The sequence below is a fragment of the Thermostichus sp. MS-CIW-26 genome, assembly GCF_054059115.1.
In genome coordinates, this window is the sequence record NZ_JBSSBV010000008.1 from 67,509 (window position 1) to 88,891 (window position 21,383).

17 protein-coding genes are annotated in these 21,383 nt (G+C 59.8%); 13 read left to right on the plus strand and 4 right to left on the minus strand.

All coding sequences use genetic code 11. The features are described 5' to 3' along the window. Positions 1-49 precede the first annotated feature (49 nt). Positions 50-1,027: a hypothetical protein gene (locus tag ACVWZU_RS04685; protein ID WP_457443601.1), complete on the minus strand. Its 978-nt coding sequence runs from the start codon at positions 1,025-1,027 to the stop codon at positions 50-52. A gap of 339 nt (positions 1,028-1,366) precedes the next feature. Then, positions 1,367-1,978 (minus strand): chromophore lyase CpcT/CpeT, encoded by a 612-nt coding sequence (locus ACVWZU_RS04690; protein WP_041436847.1) that lies wholly within the window; start codon positions 1,976-1,978, stop codon positions 1,367-1,369. A gap of 238 nt (positions 1,979-2,216) precedes the next feature. Between ACVWZU_RS04690 and ACVWZU_RS04695 the strand changes: the two genes are divergently transcribed. The 7 genes from ACVWZU_RS04695 to murJ all read left to right on the plus strand — a co-directional run bounded on the left by ACVWZU_RS04695 (position 2,217) and on the right by murJ (position 9,157). Beyond that, positions 2,217-2,378, plus strand: a complete 162-nt coding sequence (locus ACVWZU_RS04695; protein WP_187147243.1) for a hypothetical protein — start codon at positions 2,217-2,219, stop codon at positions 2,376-2,378. A gap of 236 nt (positions 2,379-2,614) precedes the next feature. Beyond that, positions 2,615-3,133, plus strand: a complete 519-nt coding sequence (locus tag ACVWZU_RS04700) for a globin family protein (protein WP_011434282.1) — start codon at positions 2,615-2,617, stop codon at positions 3,131-3,133. Between the two features lie 193 nt (positions 3,134-3,326). Beyond that, positions 3,327-3,809 (plus strand): globin family protein, encoded by a 483-nt coding sequence (locus tag ACVWZU_RS04705; RefSeq protein WP_011434281.1) that lies wholly within the window; start codon positions 3,327-3,329, stop codon positions 3,807-3,809. Positions 3,810-4,278: 469 nt separating this feature from the next. Beyond that, positions 4,279-5,136, plus strand: coding sequence for a phycobilisome rod-core linker polypeptide (locus ACVWZU_RS04710; protein WP_011434279.1), 858 nt, complete (start codon positions 4,279-4,281; stop codon positions 5,134-5,136). A 33-nt stretch (positions 5,137-5,169) separates the two neighbouring features. Continuing rightward, a complete protein-coding gene (locus ACVWZU_RS04715; protein ID WP_457443603.1) occupies positions 5,170-6,000 on the plus strand; it encodes a HEAT repeat domain-containing protein in 831 nt (276 codons plus the stop codon). A gap of 252 nt (positions 6,001-6,252) precedes the next feature. Beyond that, positions 6,253-7,464, plus strand: coding sequence for an RNA-guided endonuclease InsQ/TnpB family protein (locus ACVWZU_RS04720; protein WP_457443626.1), 1,212 nt, complete (start codon positions 6,253-6,255; stop codon positions 7,462-7,464). A 46-nt stretch (positions 7,465-7,510) separates the two neighbouring features. Further along, the gene (gene murJ, locus ACVWZU_RS04725) at positions 7,511-9,157 is read left to right on the plus strand and encodes a murein biosynthesis integral membrane protein MurJ (RefSeq protein WP_414408484.1); all 1,647 of its coding nucleotides are present in this window, start codon (positions 7,511-7,513) and stop codon (positions 9,155-9,157) included. On the opposite strand, the gene sigC is transcribed toward murJ, so the two are convergent. Further along, positions 9,154-10,254: an RNA polymerase sigma factor SigC gene (gene sigC / locus ACVWZU_RS04730; protein ID WP_414408483.1), complete on the minus strand. Its 1,101-nt coding sequence runs from the start codon at positions 10,252-10,254 to the stop codon at positions 9,154-9,156. The genes murJ and sigC overlap by 4 nt on opposite strands. A gap of 613 nt (positions 10,255-10,867) precedes the next feature. Here sigC and ACVWZU_RS04735 point away from each other — a divergent pair. Next, positions 10,868-11,407, plus strand: coding sequence for a cofactor assembly of complex C subunit B (locus ACVWZU_RS04735; RefSeq protein ID WP_414417356.1), 540 nt, complete (start codon positions 10,868-10,870; stop codon positions 11,405-11,407). 12 nt (positions 11,408-11,419) lie between these two features. Here ACVWZU_RS04735 and mutS read toward each other — a convergent pair whose 3' ends face one another. After that, positions 11,420-14,119 carry a DNA mismatch repair protein MutS gene (gene mutS, locus ACVWZU_RS04740; protein ID WP_457443606.1) on the minus strand — a complete coding sequence of 900 codons (2,700 nt, stop codon included), beginning with the start codon at positions 14,117-14,119 and terminating at the stop codon, positions 11,420-11,422. A gap of 482 nt (positions 14,120-14,601) precedes the next feature. Here mutS and ACVWZU_RS04745 point away from each other — a divergent pair, with 482 nt between their 5' ends. The 5 genes from ACVWZU_RS04745 (at position 14,602) to ACVWZU_RS04765 (ending at position 21,247) form a co-directional block, all read left to right on the plus strand. After that, a complete protein-coding gene (locus ACVWZU_RS04745; protein ID WP_011434271.1) occupies positions 14,602-15,645 on the plus strand; it encodes a FecCD family ABC transporter permease in 1,044 nt (347 codons plus the stop codon). Then, the gene (locus ACVWZU_RS04750) at positions 15,642-16,475 is read left to right on the plus strand and encodes an ABC transporter ATP-binding protein (protein ID WP_457443608.1); all 834 of its coding nucleotides are present in this window, start codon (positions 15,642-15,644) and stop codon (positions 16,473-16,475) included. The genes ACVWZU_RS04745 and ACVWZU_RS04750 overlap by 4 nt, the downstream gene beginning before the upstream one ends. A 65-nt stretch (positions 16,476-16,540) precedes the next feature. Beyond that, on the plus strand, positions 16,541-18,961 hold the full coding sequence (locus ACVWZU_RS04755; RefSeq protein ID WP_457443610.1) for a TonB-dependent hemoglobin/transferrin/lactoferrin family receptor: 2,421 nt from the start codon (positions 16,541-16,543) through the stop codon (positions 18,959-18,961). A gap of 46 nt (positions 18,962-19,007) precedes the next feature. Continuing rightward, positions 19,008-20,327, plus strand: coding sequence for an energy transducer TonB (locus ACVWZU_RS04760; protein WP_414408478.1), 1,320 nt, complete (start codon positions 19,008-19,010; stop codon positions 20,325-20,327). 32 nt (positions 20,328-20,359) lie between these two features. Beyond that, positions 20,360-21,247: an ABC transporter substrate-binding protein gene (locus tag ACVWZU_RS04765; RefSeq protein WP_457443612.1), complete on the plus strand. Its 888-nt coding sequence runs from the start codon at positions 20,360-20,362 to the stop codon at positions 21,245-21,247. Positions 21,248-21,383: the final 136 nt, after the last annotated feature.

Sequence of the window (21,383 nt, forward strand, 5' to 3'; positions counted from 1 at the left end):
GCAATTGAACCCAACGTTAACGTTTGGGATGGTTCAAAACAACTTTGTCTCAACGCACGCGAAAGCCGATCCGACCGCCTTCAATATCAAAGGCAACGTCGATATTGAAAAACAGCGGCATGCCCAACAGTTGCACCCCCTGGTTGCCGTTGACGAAAATCCGATCTCGACTGGGCGTAATGGGAAAGCCAACTCGAATGCGATACTCGAAAGCTCCCGCCAATACCGCTCGCCACTCTGCCCCAGGGGGTAAGGTCGAGGTGGAGAAGGGAGCTGCCCCCAACAGCCTGACGTTGAGAAAAATGTCGGAAGAACCACTGTCAAAAACGGTGGGGCTGAGGGCATTTTGAATGGAAGTGTTGCTAATGCTGTAGGCCACTTGCAAAGCCTCATCCCGCCAGATGGGTGTGCCATCAGGAAAGCTTCCCACCTGGGGAAACTGCCGGAAATTGAAGCCGGCGGTGTTGGCCGCCGTTAGGCCAACCGTGAACAGGCCCTGGGTGGAGTTGAAGCCCCCCGTTTGAATAATGTACCCAGAGCGGAAATTGCCCGGAAGACGGGTGAGCGGGCTAAACAGCTCCCGGTTGGGGCTGCGCTCATCCAAGGATGTGCCTAGGATCCCAGCGAAGGGCCGCTCTTCTCCAAACAAGTTCTCTGAACAACTGGCCACCAGGGCGTCCACACAGGTGATCCGGTCGATCAACTGAATCGTTACCGGCTCCCGACTGGGGATCCCGCCTATGCTGAAGGGGGCGCGGGCCAACACGCCGATAAATTGCGTGCCATCTCCAAACGTCACAGTGGAAGGGATCCCCGTCCGCTCCAGGCCAAAGCGACCTGCTGCTGTCGCTATGATGCGCAAACCTGCCGAGCCGGTATCCAGTAACACCTCAGCTCCGCTCCCGGCCACCCCCACTGTCAGGCCCAGGAGCTTGAAGCGGCTGTTGCCCAGGGTACGCACTGGCATGGGAATCGACTCGGTTCCCGGTTGAGGTGGGAGAGGGATCAACGCAGGGGGGGAAGCCACAGATTCCCCCTGGCCAGAACAGCCGGCACCGAGCAGCAGCAAGGCCAAGATCCCAACTAGGGCGATTGCCATTCCCCAAGGGCTGTGCCAAGCCCGCCCAGACCGTGGCTCATTCTTTGGGCTTGACCTCACCTGCATTGAACACCCACACTAAGCCGATAAGGAGCGTATCCTGTCTGCAAGCGGCAAAGAACATTCCCATTGCCAGCATGCTCGAACCCGGAAGCATCGCGCGGCAATATTGGATCCCGGCCAAAGACAGTGTACACAAGGCCGACTGAGGGAGAGTGCGCAATACCGTCGTCAACTGTGGGGTTGCAGGGCTGGCTGGGCCGAAGCCTACAGCAGCAGCTCTGCCTGCCAATCGACCACTTTTTGGAAGCGAAAAGCGCCTGCCAGGGCTCCCCAAACCTGTCGGTGGGTGATGGGATCCATCCCTCGGTCATGGCTGCAAAACTCGCTCTCGCTCAGGTGCAAGGTGGTCTGCAAATAGGTGGCTTGGCCGTTGCGCACCACGCAACACCGGCACCCCGGCTCCGTCACGCCGACAAAGAGGGATCCCTGCCTCTTCACATGCACATCACACCCCTCTAGATAGGCCAGATCGGCAGCCTGCAGTTGACTCAGTTGGTCTGCCCTCTCCCGAGCACAGCCCCGCCACCGCTGCGGCTCCAGAGGGCGGTAGTTGCGAATCACGATCCCAGCGCTTGCCTGAGTCAATTCCACCACCGCCTGCCGATAGGGATCTTCCAAATGGCCGCTGTAGGCTTGCTCCACATAAAAGCCGATCCCGCCCAAAACGTGGGCCGGCAAGGGGCGGTAGGCCACCCGGATCTGGGCAAAAAACGGTGGATTTTCCCAGGCTTGCTCTTGGTTGCTGAAGTCTCCTGCAAGCCAACGCGCCATCTGCAGCAGCTCTGGGGAAGGAGTGCGATCCAACCCAATAGGCATAAGCGGGCATCCAGAACTTCTGTAAAAGGTGTGTACCGAAAATCTTAGGGAATCAAGTGTTAAATTATGTATCCTTTATGAGAATGTTCGCTCTGACACTGAAATGGCTCCCTTCCAAGCCGCAAAGCCGCGATTGAGGCTGACATCTTTCTTCACATTGTAAAGCTAGGTCAAGAAACGTTCTCTTTTGTAAAAAACTGCCGCTACGAAAGATAGGGAGCATTGGCCGGGATCCCAGATGGGAAACAGATTGAAAACCGATCTAAGCCTTTTTGCGCGAGGTAAAGCCGATTTACATTTTTTGATTTCATCGCTTCTTGCCTTCGCGGTAGAAAAAGACTGGAAACAAGGCGAGCCAACTTCTTCTCGTCTGCCAGTTGAGGTTGCCAGCAGCGGCTGAGGCTTCTTGTCCAAGTCCGATCCCTTGGATGAAGGCCTGGATCTGGGAGCGAGCTTCGCTTGCTCATCTTGGTTCTATCGGCTTTGATCCCGTCGGCGGTTCTGTGAGTTAAACAGCACCTCTCGGCACTGGGGATCCAAGCGGTGTTGCATTCCTGGCCGGCAGGTGCTCTCTTGTCCGCTGCAGGGAATGTGGATTCATAACCTCTTTTACTTTCGCTAGGGAGATTCAAAACCATGAACGATGTATTTGGCAAAGTTGTTGCCCAAGCTGACTCCAAAGGCGCTTTTTTGGGAGAGAACGAGTTTGCCGCTCTCCAGCAGGTAATTGCTGAGGGGAACAAGCGTTTGGATGCTGTGAACCGCCTCACCAGCAATGCCTCCAAGATCGTGACCGATGCCATCCGTCAGTTGTTTGCCGAGGAGCCCAATTTGAACGCTCCCGGTGGGCCTGCCTACCCCAGCCGTAACGTAGCCGCCTGTATGCGGGACATGGACATTATTCTCCGCTACATCACCTACGCAGTGGCAGCCGGAGATGCCAGTGTGCTGAACGAGCGCTGCCTGAACGGCCTGCGGGAAACCTATCAAGCCTTGGGCACCCCCGGCAGCTCAGTGGCCAACGGTATCCAAAAGATGAAAAAGGCTGCAGTGGCTGTGGTAAACGACCCCAACGGCATCACCCGGGGGGACTGCAGCGCTCTGATTGCCGAAATCGAATCCTACTTCGATCGCGCTGCTGCTGCTGTGGTTTGATCCCTTGTGGACTGAAGTTTCTGTTGTGTCCGGATCCAGTTGTGAAGACCTCTCTGGGATCTAAGACAACTCGGGTTGGCAGGGGATCCCTGGAAAAGTAACCTGTTTTGCAGCGATTTTGCAGTTGAGACTTTGAATCTTTTGCTTTGTTTTTTGCATTGAGCTTGAGTTAAGTAAAGGAGCGTTTTGAATCATGCAAACCCCAATTGTTGACGCCATCGCCACTGCCGACAGCCAAGGGCGCTACCTGAGCAACAGCGAATTGCAGGCCATCAATGGCCGTTTTCAGCGGGCTGCCGCCAGCATGGAAGCCGCTCGAGTTCTGAGCAGCCGTGCCGACGAGCTGGTGCGCGGTGCCACCGAAGCCGTTTACGCCAAGTTCCCCTACACCACCCAACCCGGTGGGCAGTGCCACACCCAAGCTGGCAAGGACAAGTGCGCCCGCGACGTGCGCCACTACCTGCGCTACATCACCTACTGCTTGGTAGCCGGTGGCACCGGTCCTCTGGACGAGTATCAGTTGGCCGGGATCCGCGAGATCAACGCCGCTTTTGAACTCTCCCCCAGTTGGTTCATCGAAGCCCTGCGCTACATCAAAGCCAACCACGGCCTGACCGGGCAAGCGGCCACCGAGGCCAACACCTACATCGACTACGCCATCAACGCGCTCAGCTAAACCCTTGGCTTGGGATCCCTCTAAAAGGGCGACGCCGGCTAGCCAGTTGGCTCATCCCATAAACCAGGGGGGATGGCGAGGAAAGGTTGTTGAGGGCAACGGTGGTGAGCCTGCTACGTTGCGGAGAGATACGTTTGACCACGTGGGTTTGCGGATCAGTCTCCCCAATAGGAAGGCGCCACTGTTGCTCTTCTGCAGCTTGGGGCTGCCGATTTTTGATTTCTAATTTTAGTTTTCGATTTCTACAGTCGTTTCAGGCTAGGGTGAGACGCCTGGGCTATTGATCGCGCCAGCGGGACGGAGTCCTTGAAAAGCCTTTTGGCCCCCTGCATTATTGCTCCGCAACGCCGACGCGACGACGCAACCAACACTTTAGGTGTGGGTGCAATGTCCTAGCTTGAATCGAAATGACCCTAAACGCAAGCTTGTTCTCAATCTGTGTCCATTCAGTTCAATCGGGGGAATTAGCATGAGTGCAATTACAGCGGCAAGCCGGATGGGGATCCGGGGCATTACGGAGACCACCCCACTGGAGTTGCGCCCCAACGCCAGCCAGGATCAGCTCAATGCGGTGCTGCGGGCCATCTACCGTCAGGTGCTGGGCAACGATCATTTGTTTGGGGCCGATAGGAAGGAGCTAGCCAGTGCGGAATCGCTGCTGCGCCAGGGCAGCCTGACGGTGCGGGAGTTTGTGCGATTGATCGCCAAGTCCGAAGCCTACAAAAAGCGGTTTTTCTACCCCAACTCGCAAACCCGGGCCATCGAGCTCAATTTCAAGCATCTGCTGGGACGCGCTCCCACCAGCCCCAAAGACATCGCCCGCCATTTGGACATCTACCAATCTGGCGGCCACAGCGCGGAGATCGATTCCTACATCGACAGCCCAGAATACCTAGAAGCTTTTGGAGACAACATCGTCCCCTACCCGCGTGGGTTTGAATACCGCAAGGCTCATTCCACCCGCGACTTTACCAATCTCTTCGCTCTCTACGGGGGCTACGCCAACAACGATCGCTCCCAAGGGCCCAGACCCCGTTTGATGATGCCTTTGGCCACCGGGTTTACCCCGGCCATTCGCCGCATTGGGGTGCGGGGGCTGCTGCCGCCCAGCCCCATTTCCAAACACCTGGGGCCGCCAACGGGCCAGTCGGATCGCATGTTCTGTGTGGAAGTGACCCGGCTGCTGAATCCGCCTTCGGCCCTGGCCACTTCCAGCCGAGTGCGCAAATCCAACCAGCAGATCTTCGTCTCTGCCGATCAACTGTCGGCTACAATGCAGCGGTTGCTCAAATCGGGCGCCAAGATCGTCAGTGTCCGCAGCGCTTGATCCCTTCTCGGTGTCCTCTCCGTTGTTGATTCCATGACCACTGCTGTTCCTCTGGATCCCAATCCGTCGGTGGATCTCACCCCGGCTGGACAAATCGCCAAGCTGCGCCACGGGGATCCGGGGGAACGCTACTATGCCGCTTGGTGGCTGGGACGCATGCGCATCGTCGAAGGGATCCCGGCCCTGATCGAGGCCCTGGCCGATGAAACGGATCGCACCGCTCAAGGGGGATATCCGCTGCGGCGCAATGCTGCTCGTGCTTTGGGTAAACTGGGATCCCTCGCCGGGATCCCTCCCCTGAAGGCGGCTTTGTCTTGCTCTGATGGCCAAGTGGTGGCAGCGGCTGCCCAGGCGCTGGTTGAGATTGCCCTTGCCAACAACCTCCATAGGGATCCCGACGAAGTGGAAAAGCTGGGATCCGCTTTGCTGGAAGGGCTGCGCCGTGTGGAGCGAGGACTGCAAACAGAAGCCCAAGCCGCCCTAGAAGCCATTGTCGAGGCTCTTGGACAACTGCAAGTGACCGCTGCTCTGGAGCCAATCTGTCCCTACCTAGAGCACACTTCCATCCGTTTGCAATGTGCGGCGGCACGGGCCTGCTATCGTCTCACCGGGGATCCGGCCTTTGCCCAGCCTCTGCTGTCGGTGTTGAATCACCACAACATCCATCTGCGGCGGGCTGCCCTTTTGGATTTGGGGGCCAGTGGCTATTTGCCGGCAGCACAGGCCATTGCGGTGGCGGCGGTGGAGGCCAACCTTAAGCTTCTTGCCCTCAAACAGTTGGTGGAGATCAACCTGGAACAACATCAAAGGATCCCCGGTGCTGAGCTGCAGCAGGTGCTCCGGCTGATCGACGAGCTGCTGTGAGCGGTGGTGCTTCTGGGCTCTTGCTGTTCACATTAGCGGGACAGAGTCCTTTGCAACTGACCTATCAAGGCATTGCCCATGAGTTTGTGCATCCCTCTGCAGCGATTCAAAGCCGTCAGAATCTGTCCGCTCGGCACCACGGTTGGGCTCCGTGGCTGTAGCACTGCCTCAGCTAGAAATCGCAGGAGCCCCGCACTGTACCCGTAGAGTCAGTGCCGGGAGGAATGCGCTTTGATGAAGTACAATGAACTTATGAGCCAAGTCCTGACCATATCCTGTAAGCTCAAGGTGTCCCCGTCGCAAGCCGCCAAATTGGACGCGACGATGGATGCTTTTGTACAGGCATTGAACTGGGTCAACCAAAACACACCAGAAAAAGTAGTCAACGCAGTCAAACTCCAATCCCTTTGCTACTACGAGATTCGAGCCCGGTTCGGCTTGTCCAGTAACTTGGCTCAACAGGTGTGCAGACGGGTAGCGGGTTCCCGCAAAGTGGCTAAGCAGAAAAAGCGTCCCGTCAAGGAGTTTAAGAGCGGCTTTGTTACCTACGACGCCCGTATCTTTTCGTTCCGTCAAAAAGACTGGACGGTGTCGCTCACCACGGTTGAAGGGAGAGAACGCTTTGAGCTAGCCATTGGTAACTACCAGAGGGGAATGCTGGCTGGCTCTAACCCCAAATCGGCCACCCTAGTCCAGCGGAAAGATGGCTCCTACTACATCCAGATTTGCGTAGAGAAAAAACCACCCAAGCAACAAGATACCGACAAGGTGATCGGGGTGGACTTGGGAAGGACAGATATTGCCCATACGTCAGAGGGGAACAACTGGAATGGACAGCAGCTGAACAGAGTCCGCGACCACTACTCCCGGTTGAGGGCGGCACTCCAACGCAAAGCCAGTAAGGGCACACGCAGTTCGCGGCGCAGATGCCGTCAACTGCTGCAACGGCTGTCTGGCAAGGAGAGACGCTTTCAAGTGTGGGTCAATCATCGCATCTCCAAAGCTATTGTCTCCAGGGCAAAAGCCACAAACAGTGCTATCGCTCTGGAAGACCTGACAGGGATCCGGGAAAGGGTCAATCAACAGCCGCGCAACAAGGCCGAACGGCGTAGGACCAACAGTTGGGCGTTCTACCAACTACGTCAATTTCTGGAATACAAGGCGAGGGTTGCAGGGGTTTCTCTGGTTCTTGTGCCGCCCGCCTACACCTCGCAGACCTGTCACAAGTGTTTACACATCCATCCCGATCCTGCGCAATCCTACCGCAGTGGTAAGTCGTTCAAGTGTGGGCACTGTGGATGGGAAGGGGATGCGGATTTGAATGGTGCAAACGTAATTGCGCTCTTGGGGGCTGCCGTAAACCGGCCTAGAGGTTCGGGCCTGTTTTGTTCTCTGGTAGAGCAGAGCAGGCTCAGGGCTACTGAAAGCCCGCTCCGTACCGCTTTAGCGGTCGGAGTCGGGTAGTTTACTTTGTTGTTGAGGCAGTGGTTGGGGTGCAGGACACAAGGTAATGGAGGAGTCTGCCACTCAGGAAGAGATCCCTGGGGGATCTCCTTCAGCAGGGCCATCCCGTTCGTTGATGTCGGTGGCGGGCTTGGTGGCCGGGGCGACCTTGCTCAGTAAGGGCATAGGCTTTATTCGCCAAGCTTTGATTGCAGCAGTGTATGGCTCGGGGCCGGAGTACAGCGCCTTCGGGGTAGCCTACATCCTGCCCGGTTTTCTGTTGATTCTGCTGGGAGGGATCAACGGCCCTTTTCACAGCGCCATCGTCAGTGTCCTCAAAAAGCAGCGGGATCGGGACAGGGAGGATGCGGCTGCCTGGCTGGAATCCATTTCCACCTTGGTAGGCTGCCTGCTCCTGCTGGTCAGCTTGGGCCTTTGGTGGGGAGCGGACTGGGTGGTGCGCCTGAATGCGCCGGGAGCCAGCCCCGAAGTCCATGCTCTGGCCGCTGCGCAACTGCGGATCATGGCCCCTTTGGCCTTGCTCTCGGGGTGGATTGGCATCGGCTTTGGAGCGCTGAATGCTGCCGAACACTACGCCTTGCCTGCCCTTAGCCCGCTGATCTCCAGCTTGGCGGTGATCGGGATCCTGGTCACGCTGGGATGGACGGGGATCCCAACTTTGCTGGCCTGGGGCGTGCTCATCGGGGCCATTGCCCAATGGTTGGCCCAAGTTCCGCTCCAGATGCGGTTAGGGCTGGGGCGACCGCGCCTGCGCTTTGAGTGGGGATCCCCGCAGGTACGGGCGGTGGGCTTGCTGATGTTGCCGGCGGTGATCTCCTCCGGGATGATCCACATCAATGTTTATGTGGATCTGTTTTTTGCCTCTTTCGTACCTGGGGATCGCACCATCGGCAACTTGGGATATGCCCAGCTTCTGGTACAAACGCCGCTGGGGATCCTCTCCAACATGGTGCTGGTGCCCTTGATGCCTCTCTATGCCCAGTTGGCAGGGGATGGATCCCGTTGGCCGGAGCTGCGCCAGCGTATCCGCCAAGGGCTGATGCTTACGGCAATTGTGACCCTGCCCCTGTCGATGCTGTTGGTGGCTTTGGCCGAGCCCATTGTCCAAGTGGCCTACCAGCGGGGGCGCTTTACGCCGGAGGTGACACAAGAGGTGGCAGCCCTGCTCATGGCCTATGGTCTGGGGATGACCGGTTACCTGCTGCGGGATGTGCTGGTGCGGATCTTCTATGCCCTGGAGGATGGGGCTACGCCTCTGCGCATCAGCAGCATGGCCATTGGCCTGAATGCCCTACTGGACTTTCTATTTTTGCAGGCTTTTGGAGCGCCGGGCATTGCCCTGGCCACCGCCGGCGTCAACCTGATAGCCGTGATCGGACTGGGGATCCGCCTCCACCAGCGCCTGCCAGGGATCCCTTGGCGGGAGATGGGACAAGCCCTGCTGCCGTTGCTGGGGAGCACCGTCTTGGCCGGGGGACTGAGCCATTGGCTGTGGAGGCAAATGCGCTCCTACGAGATTGTGGGGTCTCCCCTGCTCACCGCCATCATTTGGGCCGGGCTGGCCGCGGGTTTAGGTCTAAGCTTGTTCGCCGCCGGAGCTCTCTACCTGCGGATCCCAGAAGTGGAGTGGGCAGCAGCCCGACTGCGGAAACGGGTAGGACGCTGGGGGAGCCAGTGGGCAAGCCGGAACTAGCTGATAGCTTCCAGGTAATCTCGCACGCGGTTGCGCCGCTTCGGCTGACGCAGCTTCTGCAGGGCTTTGGCCTCAATTTGCCGCACCCGCTCTCGCGACAGATCCAAGGCGCGACCGATTTCCGCCAGCGAATAGGTGCGCCCATCCCCCAAGCCGAAACGCATGCGGATCACATCCCGCTCGCGGCTGGTGAGATCCGAGAGCAACTGCTGCAGATCCCGGTGCAGGGCTTCCCGCATCATGGTCTCTTCTGGGGAAATGTCGTCAGTTTCCAGCAAATCCCCCAGTTCGGTGTCCTTGTCTTTGCCCACCTTGGTTTCTAGAGAAACCGAGCGGGGCACCCGCACCAACAGCTCGCGTACTTGAGGCGGCGTCATCTCCAACTCGGAGGCGATGTCTTCGATGGTGGGGGTACGGCCCTTTTCCTGGGAGAGCTTGCGCTGCGCTTTTTTGATCTTGTTCAGCTTCTCGGTGATGTGGACGGGCAGGCGGATGGTGCGGCTTTGGGTGGCAATGGCGCGGGTAATGCCCTGCCGGATCCACCAGTAGGCGTAGGTGCTGAAGCGGTAGCCCTTTTTTGGGTCGAACTTTTCCACCGCCCGCTCTAGGCCCAGCGTACCCTCTTGGATCAGATCCAGCAGCTCCAAGCCGCGGTTTTGGTATTTTTTCGCCACCGACACCACCAGGCGCAGGTTGGCCTTGATCATGTGCTCTTTGGCACGCTTGCCAATCCGCTGAACCTGCTGCAGCTTTTCAGGGGTCAGTTGCGCCCACTCGGGGTACTGGTTGGCCTTAGCCACCCATTCCGCAAGAGTGGGATCCCGTCCCAACTCTTTCTGCAAACGCAGACGCAAATCCAAGAGCTTCATGTAGTCTTGGACTTTTTGGGCCAGGGCCACCTCTTCATCGCGCCCCAACAGAGGAACACGACCGATCTCTTGTAAATAGAGACGCACCAGATCGGTGGAGCGGCGGGTTGGCTCCTCTTCCAGTAGCTCGCCATCGGCCAGATCCACCTCTGCTTCTTCGGCGGCCTCGAGGAGATCGGCGGAGCTATCCAACAAAATGTCGTTGAGTTCAGGTTCGTAGTTAGACATGTAGGGTGTTGCTGATGTAGCGACAGAGGTAGCAGTTCAGTGGGCTGAGAGAGGAATGGTCAGTGATGTGGAGCAAGTTAAGCTTAAGTGTTCCCCAACGGTAACTTCGCGCCTGCTCAACGCCTTACAGCAGTCAGAGGAAATCATACATTGACCTCTTCCTCAACCGGACCTCCTGCCCATGCCCCATAGGGAAAGGCTGAAGTAGCAGCGAAGGGGTCACACGGAGAGCGTGAGCCCCTTATCATAACTTAATTATAGTTGCATTTCTCAGCCCAGAGACATGAGAGCCAGCGTAGGATCCCCCCAGTTCAACCGTCACCGCCACTGCGAAAAAGCGTATTGCCCTCAGGGTGAACCCAGCAGCTCGTCCTTGGGGGAAGTAACCCATCCATCCTAGAGGGTCTAAACTTCAAAGGTAGCGTGTAAATTGCTTTGCCTATTCCAATCTATTCGATTCTATTCGATGAACTGTTCCCATTCACCTATCCCACCCAGCTGTGGGGGAGCCAGACTCCCCGAACAGGTCAACCCCCTTCCTCTGGGCGGACTGGGCTCTGCTCAGGCACTTGGGTTGGCCATAGCGCCGCTGACGGGGGAAAAGGTTTCAACCTTGGCGTTGACGACTCTATTGGCCATCGGTCTATTCTTTTTTCTGCGAGCTGCGGGCAAGGATCGCGTGGAGAGTCGCCTCTACTTTAGCAGTCGCAGCCTGGAAGAAATGGGATCCGCTCTACGGGAGCACTTGGAAAGGCGTGGCTATCGTCTCCAGTCCGCCGATGCCGAGGGGATCGCCACCTTTGCAGGGCAGGGTCAGGCTAGCGTGGGGCTGGCCCTTTTTTTGACGGGGCTGGCGGGGACGGGACTGGCCTGTTTGGCCTTGGTGCTGCAGACCCTTGAGCCGGGGTGGGGAGCTTGGCCCTGGATGGTGGTGCTGGCTTCTCCTTGGGCGGGTTGGTACTACCGGCAGCGCAACCAACGCCCGGAACAAATCCGCCTGAAACTGCAGGAAGCCGACGAGGACTCTGTCCCGCTCTCGTCCTGGGAACGAACGCCAACGGCTTCTGGATCCCACCTGTGGGTGGAGGGGCATCGGGATGAGCTGGATGGGCTGGCTGCAGCCCTGGGGTTGCAAGAACGGGATCTGGATTAGGGGTAGGGGAGTCTAAGGCCAATCGGGAGAGAGAGGTGCTGGGATCAAAGACAGTTGATCCCCAACGGCGGAATCGGGGCTGCGATTGGGAGCGGGCTCTTTTTTGCAGTTCTTCTGGGCAGGTTGGCTTTTTCCTTGGTTGCGCAGGCCCAGGCCGATGCGGCTGTGTTTTTCCACCAAGGCCAGCACCTGTTCGGCCCGCTGGATTACCGGCTGCGGCAGGCCAGCCATGCGTCCCACCTCGATGCCATAGGAGCGATCTGCCCCCCCCGGCTGTACCTGGTGCAAGAAGATGATGCGATCTTGCAATTCCTTGACCACCACCTGAAAGTTGGCCACGTTGGGCAGCAAGGTCTCCAGCTGGTTGAGCTCGTGGTAGTGGGTGGCAAAGACCGTACGGGCGCGCACCTGAGTGGCCAGGTATTCCGCCACCGCCCAGGCAATGGAAAGGCCATCGAAGGTAGCGGTGCCTCGGCCAATCTCGTCCAGCAGCACCAAGGAGCGCTCGCCGGCGTGGTTGAGGATGTTGGCGGTCTCGTTCATTTCCACCATGAAGGTGGACTGGCCGGTAGCCAGATCGTCCACAGCACCAATGCGGGTAAATACGCGGTCGCAGAGGCCCAACTCTGCCCGCCGCGCGGGGACAAAGCTGCCCATCTGGGCCAGGATTTGGATGAGCCCAATTTGCCGCAGGTAAGTGGACTTGCCGGACATGTTGGGCCCGGTGAGGACGATCAAATCGGGGCCGTGGGGGGATCCCAGCTGCACCGAATTGGGCACGAAGAGGCCCTGGGGCAGGGATTTTTCCACCACCGGGTGGCGACCCTCCTCGATCATGAGCCGGCGGTCTGTTGTGAGGAGGGGACGGGTGTATCCCTGCTGCACTGCCACTTCCGCCAGGCCAAACAGAGCATCGACGGCAGCCAGGGTCTGGGCCACTTGGCGGATGGCTTCGGCCCGGGATCCTGCCTCTTGGCGCAACTGCACAAACAGCTCGTATTCCCGCTGGTTGATGTCGGTTTGGGCTGTGAGGATGCGGGCCTCTTTTTCTTTGAGCTCGGGGGTAATGAACCGCTCTTCGTTGGTCAGGGTTTGCTTGCGGATGTACTCTTTGGGGACTTGGTGGGCCTTGGCGCGGCTGATGCTGAGGTAGTAGCCGAAGGCCTTGTTGAAGCCCACCTTGAGAGTGGGGATCCCAGTGCGGTCGCGCTCGCTTTTTTCCAACTGGGCAACCCACTGGCGGTCTTGCTCCACCTGCTGCCGCAGCCTGTCCAGCTCGGGATCCACGCCGGCTCGGATGAGGCCCCCCTCGGTGAGCACAGGGGGAGGGGAGGGCAGGAGGGTGTGCTCGATGCGTTGGCCCAGCTCAACCAGGGCGGGATCCACCTGTTGCAGGCTTTGCAAGAGGGGAGTCTTGGCTTCCCCCACCAGCTCGGCCAACTGGGGCAGTTTGCCCAAGGAGGATCCCAAGGCCACCATCTCGCGCGGGTTGGCGGTGCCCGATCCGACGCGGTTGGCCAGCCGCTCCAGGTCGTACAGAGAGTCCAGAAGGGATCCCAGGCGGGCCCGCAGAGAAGGGTTTTCCAAAAGCTCTTGGATGGTGTCTTGGCGAAGGCGGATTTGCTCCGAATCCCGCAAAGGCTGCATTAGCCAGCGCCGCAAAGTGCGCCCCCCCATGGCTGTACGGCTGTGATCCAGCACCCAGAGCAGGGATCCCACAAAAGCCCCCTCTCGGATGGTCTGGGTGAGCTCCAAGTTACGCCGGGTTTGGGGATCCAAGATGAGGTAGTCCGTGAGCTGGTAGGTGCGCGGGGGAGGCAGGAGCGGGTGGCCTCCCTGGGGAGAAGGCTGCAGCAGGGTCTTTGGTGCTACGCACCGCTGAGGCGAATGGGTTTCTTCTAAGTAGTGCAAAAGCCCTCCCGCTGCTCGCACCGCCAGAGGCAATCCCTCACAGCCCAATCCTTCCAGAGAGCGCAGGCCGTAGGTCTGCATGAGGTTCTCCCGCGCCACCGCCAGTTCAAAAGGTTCGGCTGGGCGCAGGGTATAGGCGTATTGGTTGGGGAGACCCAGGGGCTTCTGGGGATCCCCTGGACGGATGAGGCCTAGTCCCAGCCCCTCCTCGGTGGGCAGCAAAACCTCTGCCGGCTGCAGCCGGGCCAGTTCCTGCTCCAGTTGCTCTTGCCCCTCGCTCTGACACACCCAGAACTCGCCGGTGGAGATATCCGCATAGGCTAGGCCCCAGCGGCAGGGAGCCTGCTTCGATCCTTTGAGCCGCACGACGGCTGCCAGGTAGTTGTTTTGCCGCGCCTGCAGCAGCTCCTCTTCGAGGACGGTGCCAGGGGTGATCACCCGCGTCACTTCCCGCCGCACCAAGCCCTTGGCCTGATCTGCCGGCTCCATCTGGTCGCAGACGGCCAGGGCATAGCCTTTGGCCACCAACTGGGCAGCGTAGCGGTCGAAAGCATGGTAAGGGATCCCGCACATGGGCACCCGCCCTATGGCCCCTGCTTCCCGCCCGGTGAGCACCAGCTCCAGCTCCCGCGACACCCGCTGGGCGTCCTGGAAGAACATCTCGTAGAAATCCCCCAGGCGGTAGAGCAAGATGGCGTGGGGATACTGCCGCTTCAGCTCCACATAGTGCTGCATCATGGGGGTGAGCAGGGCGGGATCTACCTCTAAGGCATCCCAAGTAGGCTCGGCGGAAGAACTCATGGCATCAAAACGTGGGCAAGCAATGGGCTGAAGGTTCGGAGTCTAGCCAACTCGGGCCGACCAGCTTGGGCCATTCTAGATCCAGGTCTAGATGAAGTTTGAGACGTTTCCCCAGCCCTTCTCCCCTGATTCCCATTTCGCGGTTGGTTGCCATGACCTCACTCAGGGTAGACCTCGCTCAGGGTAGTTGGATCCCCCCTGAGGTAAGTCTGAATGGCTGGGCAGAGGCGCTGCCCGGTCTTGTCCAAAAGCCCTGAAGCGCAAGAGGGAGAAATTTAGGCACAAGCTATTGAAACTAACTTGCAACATCCAAGAAGCCTTGCTATTCTAGCGACTACGTTTTGTTGAGTTTGACTTTCAATAAAGCTCGGGAGGGAGGCCTGGCCAACTTGGCTGAGTTTTCCATCCCGCCCTTGCGGGCGGAGGGGGTTTCTTGGCCTCAGAAGGCTCTCTTCCTGGGCAAAGCTCGAGAGGTTTTCCCGGTGCTGGTCGATCGCGAGTGTCCGTATACAGAGGTTGAGGGGGGCAGAGGCTGGGGGCAAAGAAAGCGGCTGCTCTCGCCAATCGGTTTGACCTGTTTGCTATTGAGTTTCATTTTCCTAGTACTTTTGGTCTCGATTGCTTTGGGATCCGTTCCCATGACTTTCCCAGAACTCTGGCAAGCCCTGTGGGGGCAGGGGGATCCCATTCGGCAGACGATTGTTTGGCAGTTGCGGCTGCCGCGGGCGCTCTTGGCCCAGTTGCTGGGGGCGGCTCTGGGGATGGCAGGGGCCCTGTTGCAGGGGATGCTGGGCAATGGGCTGGCGGATCCCTACCTGCTGGGCATTTCGGCGGGGGCGGGCCTGGCGGCGGTGGGGTTGCTCACCTTGGGAGAGTGGACGGCTTGGGTGCCCCTGGCCGCTTGGGTGGGCGGGGTGCTGACTACCGTGTTGGTGTACGGGTTGGCGCGTACTCCCTCGGGACTGGCGGTGGAGCGGCTGATCTTGGCGGGGGTGGCCGTCAGCGCCCTGTTTGGGGCCATTAGCTCCACCTTGTTGTTGATGGCAGATGACCGGGTGCAGGTGGCTCTCACCTGGTTGATCGGCAGCTTGAGCGGGCGGGGCTGGCCAGAGGTGCAGGTGGCCGGGGCGTATATCCTGGTCGGCTTGGGATTGGGATGGGGGCAGGCGCGGGCTTTAAACCTGCTGAGCTTGGGGGAAGAGATGGCGGTGAGCTTGGGGATCCCTCTGGCGCGGACGCGGGTGGTGATTGGTCTGGTGGCGGCTTGGCTGGCGGCAACCGCCGTCAGTGTGGGGGGGTTGATCGGCTTTGTCGGTTTGGTGGTGCCCCACATGGTGCGGCAGGGGGTGGGATCCGATTACCGCTGGCTGTTGCCCCTTTCTGCCTTGGCAGGGGCGACCCTGCTGAGCGGTGCCGATATCCTGAGCCGTTTGGGCCCGATAGAGCTGCCGGTGGGGATTGTCACCGCTGTGATGGGGGCTCCCTTTTTCGGCTGGCTGCTGCGGCAGCAGGGGGCAGGGCGATGAGAGAGCCCATCCTGCAGGTCGAGGATTTGAGCGGGGGCTACGGATCCCGGACGGTGGTGCGACAAGTGAGCTTCAGCGTGCAAAAGGGGGAATGGCTAAGCATTGTCGGCCCCAATGGTTCGGGCAAATCGACGGTGCTGCGGCTGTTGAGTCGGGTTCTGATTCCCCAAGCTGGGCGCGTGTACCTGGACGGTCGGGATCTGCACACTCAACTCACTCCCCAGCAGGTGGCCCGGCAGTTGGCTCTTTTGCCCCAGCAGCCGAGGATCCCGGCAGGGCTGACGGTGCGGCAATTGGTGAGTCTGGGGCGTTCTCCCCACCAGCCCTGGTGGGCGTGGCAGTTGACGCCGGCGGATCGGCAGCGGGTGGAGTGGGCTCTGGAGCAAGCAGGACTGGGATCCCTGGCGCTGCGGCGGGTGGAAACCCTTTCGGGGGGCGAGCGGCAACGGGCTTTTCTGGCGTTGGCTTTGGTGCAGGAGCCGCAGGTGTTGCTGTTGGATGAGCCCACCACCTTTTTGGATCTGCGCCACCAACTGGAGCTGCTGGAGCTGTTGCAACGGCTGAAGCAGGAGCAGGGCCTGACGGTAGTTACGGTGCTGCACGACCTGAATTTGGCCATTCGCTACAGCGAGCAGATTGCCTTGCTGGGATCCGGCCAGATGCAGGCCCTGGGGTCTCCCTTGGCGGTGTTGACCCCCAGCCAGGTGCGACAGGTGTTTGGCCTGGAGGTGGAGTGGATCTCGACTCCGGTAGGGCCACAGCTTTGCCCCCTGCGCAGCACAGCTCCAGCGGCAGCAAGGCTCCTCTCCCTGCCGGTGTCAGGGTGCTGAGGGAGGGTTTGTCCGGTTTTGCAGTGAATTTTCCCTGTTGTGGATTTCGAGGAGCATGAGAGGTTATGCGCGTGAACGGTCGTTGGTGGGGGGTGGTGAGTTTGGGGTTGAGTTTGGGAGTGGGCTGGGGATCCCTGTCCCAGGCTCAGCCCAATGCCCGGATCCCTGAGACTCCTTTGCTGGCCCAGGCCACCCCTCGGGGAGCCACCACCATCCAGGAGCAGATTCGCGAGCTAGAAGCCCAGATCGAAGCTGCCCGCCGGCGGGGGGATCAGGCGGAGGTGGAGCGGCTGCAAGCGGATCTGCAAGTGCTGCGGCAGGGCACCCCCGTCTTCAACCTGCAGCAGGTTACGGTCACCGGCACCCGCACCGAGCGCACCCTGGCCGACTCCCCGGCCACCATCACCGTCATCGACCGGGAGCGCCTGCGGCAGGAGCTTATCCAGAACATCCAGGATCTGGTGCGCTACGAGCCGGGGGTGAGCGTGCGGCGCAGCGTTCGCTACGGCCTGCAGGACTTCAACATCCGCGGCCTCGACGCCAACCGGGTGCTGATCCAGGTGGATGGGATCCGCCAGCCGGAGCGATTTTCCTTCGGCCCCTTCACCATTGGCCGGGATACCTTTGAGCTGGAGACCCTGAAAACTGTAGAAATTATCCGCGGCCCCGCCTCCACCCTCTACGGCAGCGACGCGCTGGGGGGTGTGGTGACCTATACCACCCTGGATCCAGCCGATCTGCTGGGGGAACGGGACAGCCATGTGGGCCTGTCCAGCCAGTACGACAGCAAAAACCAAGGGTACGTCAACACCCTCAGCTTGGCGGGTCGGCAGGATAACTTAGAGGCCCTGCTCATCTACACTCGCCGCGACGCCAGAGAGCCGGATATCCAGGCGGATCCCAGTTTCAAGGATCGGCAGACGGTGGAGGGAGACAATGTTCTGGCCAAGCTGGTCTATCGCTTCAGTCCCTTTGACAGCCTCACCCTGACGGCGGAATACTTCAACAACCGCACCACCACCACCTTTTCGCCCCGCAACCTGGATCCCGGCATCCGCTTTTTCAGGGAGACCATTGAGACCGAGCGCAGCCGCCTCAGTTTGGAATATCGCTACGCCAACCCCGATACCCCCGCTTTTGAGCTGGCCACCGTCCAGATCTACTACCAGCCGGCCCGCACCCAGGAGCCCAGCGTGGAAGAACGCACCCTCACGGTACAAGGTCGGCCCGTGCCTGTGCGTCGGGATACCTTCAACGAGCTGGTCAGCAACATTCTGGGAGCCAGCGTACAGGCCCAGAGCCGCTTCCAAACCGGGGATCTCTCCCACCGCTTGGTGTATGGAATGGAGATCTCCACCACCCGCAACGAACGTCCCCGCAACCGCTTCCAAACCAACCTGCTGACCGGGGCAGTCACCCAAAACATCCCCCCGGACACTTTTCCCACCAAAGATTTTCCCGACTCCGATACCGTGCGCTTTGGGCTGTATTTGCAAGATGAGATCGACTTTGGGGGCGGCAACTTTACCCTCATCCCCGGCATCCGCTACGACACCTACCGCCTCACCCCCAGCCCTGACGAAGCCTTCTTGAAAAGTGGGGCAGAAGCCGCCAGCCTGTTTGCCGATGCCATTTCTCCCAAGGTGGGCCTGGTGTGGAGGATTAATCCCAACCTCACCTTTACGGCCCAGTACAACACCGGTTTTCGGGCCCCTCAGTACAACGAAATCAACAGCGGCTTCACCAACCTGGTCAGCCCCTTCTTCCGCTACCGCACCCTTTCCAATCCCAACTTGCGACCGGAAACCAGCCAAGGCTTTGAAGTGGGGTTGCGGGGGATCTACCCCCAGGCCAGCTTTAGCTTGGCCGCCTACTACAACACCTACAACGACTTTATCGAGGCTTTCCGGGAGGTGGGATCCGAGCCTTCACCCCCCGGCCCGCCAGGGAGCCCGCCACCTCCACCGGTGACTCTCTTTCAGAGCCAGAACGTCAGTCGGGCCCGCATCTATGGTGTAGAAGCCACCGGGCAGTACTTCTTCAGCCCCGATTTGACCGGCTGGAGCCTCAATGGCAGCTTTGCCTGGGCGGTGGGGGACAACCTCACCGAAAACAAACCCCTCCTTTCCATTGAGCCACTGACGGCAGTACTGGGACTGCACTACGACGATCCCAGCCAGATCTGGGGAGCCAGGTTGGTGGCCACGCTGGTGGCGGATCCCCGCGACCCGCAACGGGAGGTAGTGCAACCGAACCCCAACGCTCCACCTCAAATTCCGTTTGTGCCCAAGGGCTACACCGTGGTGGATCTGCTGGGCTACTACAACCTGGACGACAACTGGCAATTGAATTTCGGGGTGTTCAATCTCTTTGATGAAAAGTATTTTCTCTACTCCGAAACCCGCTCTCTCTTTGTCGGCCCTGAAGTGGAACGGCGGGCCCAGCCGGGACGGCATGCTGCGCTCAGTTTTTCCACCCGGTTTTAGGGGCCAAGACCTGAGGCCGTGTTTACTCTGGATCCTGCTCTAACCGATGCTTGCCGAGCCACCTGCCCGCACCCCCAAGGGATCCCTCTCTCTTCTTCGGAAGTCCTGTCCCCAGCTTTTGTGGCGACTGCAGGGGTGGTATTGGCAGCAGGCGGGCATGGCCTGGGAGGCGGGGCTGGCTTGGTTGGCGTTGTGGCTTTGGGCTGGCGCAAGAGAGAGCGGCTGGCTGGAGTGTGCCGAGGAGCTGCTGCAAGAGGCTTGGGTGGCCGGCTATAGCTGGGCTGCCCTCTGGACAGCTTGCCAGGAGGGGGAAGATCCGCCGGGGACCGTCCTCCACCTGCGAGCCAGGGATCCCCGACCGCTGCGCCGGGAGGGGTTGATTTCCCTCCTCTTGCACCTGATGGCGCTGCTGGGGCTGGCTTGGTGGGGATCCCGGCCTTTATCAGACGCAGAACTCCGGATCCCAGTCACGCTTTTGCTGGAGGATCCCGAGCCACAGTTGCTCGAACCGGATTCAGAATCCATAGAATCTCTCCCACCAGAGCCAACAGCAGAGCCGCCCGGCCCGGCCCCGGAATCGCCCCCTGCAGACGATCTATCCCCACCGGAGCCTGTGCCCCAAGAGATCGAGATGCCAGCCATCCCGGAGGCTGAATCTTTGCTGGCCCTGCAAACTCCGACCCCTACGCCTCCACCGACCCCTACACCCATTCCCACGGCAAAGCCAGAACCCACCCCTACTCCTCCACTGACCCCATTACCGACAGCTACCCCGCAACCCACTCCTCCGCCACAACAGCCCACCCCAACTCCGGCGGTTACCCCCACCTCTACAGCGACTCCACTCACCTCCGCCCCGGTTACCTCAAGCACCCCTCTGCCCCGCTTTACCCCCTTGATCCAAGGGATCCGTTCCAGCGTAAAGACTGCCGCCGCTCCGCCTTCCCCCGGCAGCGAGAGCAGATTGGGGCCAAGGGATCCTGAAACTGGGACACCTGGCGGTATAGGTGCAGCCCAACCCCATTCCTCTGCCCCAACACCTGCCACCCCCAGTTCCTCCCCACCGACAGTGGCTGCCAACCCCCAGCCGGACATCCTGGCCCGCCCGATCCCCGGTCGCAATCCTCCGCCCCCCTACCCTCCTCAAGCTCGCCGTCTCGGCCAACAGGGGCAGGTGCTGCTGCGGGCCAAGGTCAATGCCCAGGGGCAGGTGCAGCAGGTGGAGATCGCCTCTTCCAGTGGGTTTCCCGCCCTGGATAGGGCAGCGCAGGAGGCGGTGCAGCGGTGGGAATTCAGCCCGGCCTTGAGAAACAACGCCCCTATCGAGTCTTGGGTGGTGGTGCCCATCCAGTTCACCCTCAATTGATTGCTGTTTGGGAATTGTTTTGGAGATTGTCTATGCTGTCTCGTCTTTCTCGCCGTCAACTGTTCGCCTTTGGTCTGGCCAGCGTGGGGGCCTGGGGAATGGGGCGTTTGGCCCAAGCCCAAGGTCGGATCCCTCAGAAGCCACTCCTGTCAGCGAGACAGAGTCCTTTTCGTCGGGTAGCCAGCCTCACCACCTTGACTGCCGATATCCTCTATCGCTTGGCCCCCGATAGGTTGGTGGGGATCCCTGCCGGTCCTTTGTTGGAGGAGGATCCCCGCTTCCAAGGCTTGACCCGCCTGGGGCTGGGCAACCAACCCAACCTGGAGCAGCTTGTGGCCCTACAACCGGACTGGGTGGTGGGGGCCAGTGGCTTTCACGAGGCTCTGGCAGAACGGCTGCAGGAGCTGGGGATCCCCACCTACCTCACCCGCGTGGACAGTTGGGCTGCTTTGGAAGAGACGATTGCCACCCTGGCTGCTGCTTTGGGGGCGGATCCCGATCCCTTGCTGCGGCAGTATGGATCCCTTTTGCCCCAGGAACTGCCCCGCGTTCGACCCAAAACCTTGCTCTTGGTGGGCACCCAGCCGATTCTTTCTCCCAACCGGCAAAGCTGGGCCGGGGATCTGCTGGAACGCTTTGGCGCGGACAATCTCACCGCTACCTTGCAAAGCCAAGGGCCTTTTCGGGGCTACGTCACCCTTTCGGCAGAGCGCATCCTGGAAGCCAACCCAGAAGTTCTGCTGGTGGTCAACCCGGAGGCGGCGGATCCCTTGGCGTTTTTCCGTTCCCGCCCCTTTTGGAATCGGTTGCAAGCCGTCCAAACTGGGAAAGTTTATGGATTTGACTACTACGGCTTGGTCAATCCCGGTAGCTTGGAGAAAATTAGAGTTGCCTGCGAGCAGTTAGCCCGCATTTTTTGAACGGACTTGGAGTGTCTGATACATTTACGCTGAACACTGCCGAACATCACTGTTCAACTATGCAGCGATAGCATTCTGTTTGTTTCCATTCGCGTTAGCGGGACGGAGTCCAAACAGAATGGCGGTATCCCGCAAA

Coding starts and splice junctions, on each gene's coding strand:
- mutS (WP_457443606.1), bottom strand. CDS start 14,119: ATGAGTTCTTCCGCCGAGCCTACTTGGGATGCCTTAGAGGTAGATCCC.
- murJ (WP_414408484.1), top strand. CDS start 7,511: ATGGAGGAGTCTGCCACTCAGGAAGAGATCCCTGGGGGATCTCCTTCA.
- ACVWZU_RS04710 (WP_011434279.1), top strand. CDS start 4,279: ATGAGTGCAATTACAGCGGCAAGCCGGATGGGGATCCGGGGCATTACG.
- sigC (WP_414408483.1), bottom strand. CDS start 10,254: ATGTCTAACTACGAACCTGAACTCAACGACATTTTGTTGGATAGCTCC.
- ACVWZU_RS04760 (WP_414408478.1), top strand. CDS start 19,008: ATGCTTGCCGAGCCACCTGCCCGCACCCCCAAGGGATCCCTCTCTCTT.
- ACVWZU_RS04765 (WP_457443612.1), top strand. CDS start 20,360: ATGCTGTCTCGTCTTTCTCGCCGTCAACTGTTCGCCTTTGGTCTGGCC.
- ACVWZU_RS04715 (WP_457443603.1), top strand. CDS start 5,170: ATGACCACTGCTGTTCCTCTGGATCCCAATCCGTCGGTGGATCTCACC.
- ACVWZU_RS04750 (WP_457443608.1), top strand. CDS start 15,642: ATGAGAGAGCCCATCCTGCAGGTCGAGGATTTGAGCGGGGGCTACGGA.
- ACVWZU_RS04720 (WP_457443626.1), top strand. CDS start 6,253: ATGAGCCAAGTCCTGACCATATCCTGTAAGCTCAAGGTGTCCCCGTCG.
- ACVWZU_RS04700 (WP_011434282.1), top strand. CDS start 2,615: ATGAACGATGTATTTGGCAAAGTTGTTGCCCAAGCTGACTCCAAAGGC.
- ACVWZU_RS04695 (WP_187147243.1), top strand. CDS start 2,217: ATGGGAAACAGATTGAAAACCGATCTAAGCCTTTTTGCGCGAGGTAAA.
- ACVWZU_RS04690 (WP_041436847.1), bottom strand. CDS start 1,978: ATGCCTATTGGGTTGGATCGCACTCCTTCCCCAGAGCTGCTGCAGATG.
- ACVWZU_RS04705 (WP_011434281.1), top strand. CDS start 3,327: ATGCAAACCCCAATTGTTGACGCCATCGCCACTGCCGACAGCCAAGGG.
- ACVWZU_RS04755 (WP_457443610.1), top strand. CDS start 16,541: ATGCGCGTGAACGGTCGTTGGTGGGGGGTGGTGAGTTTGGGGTTGAGT.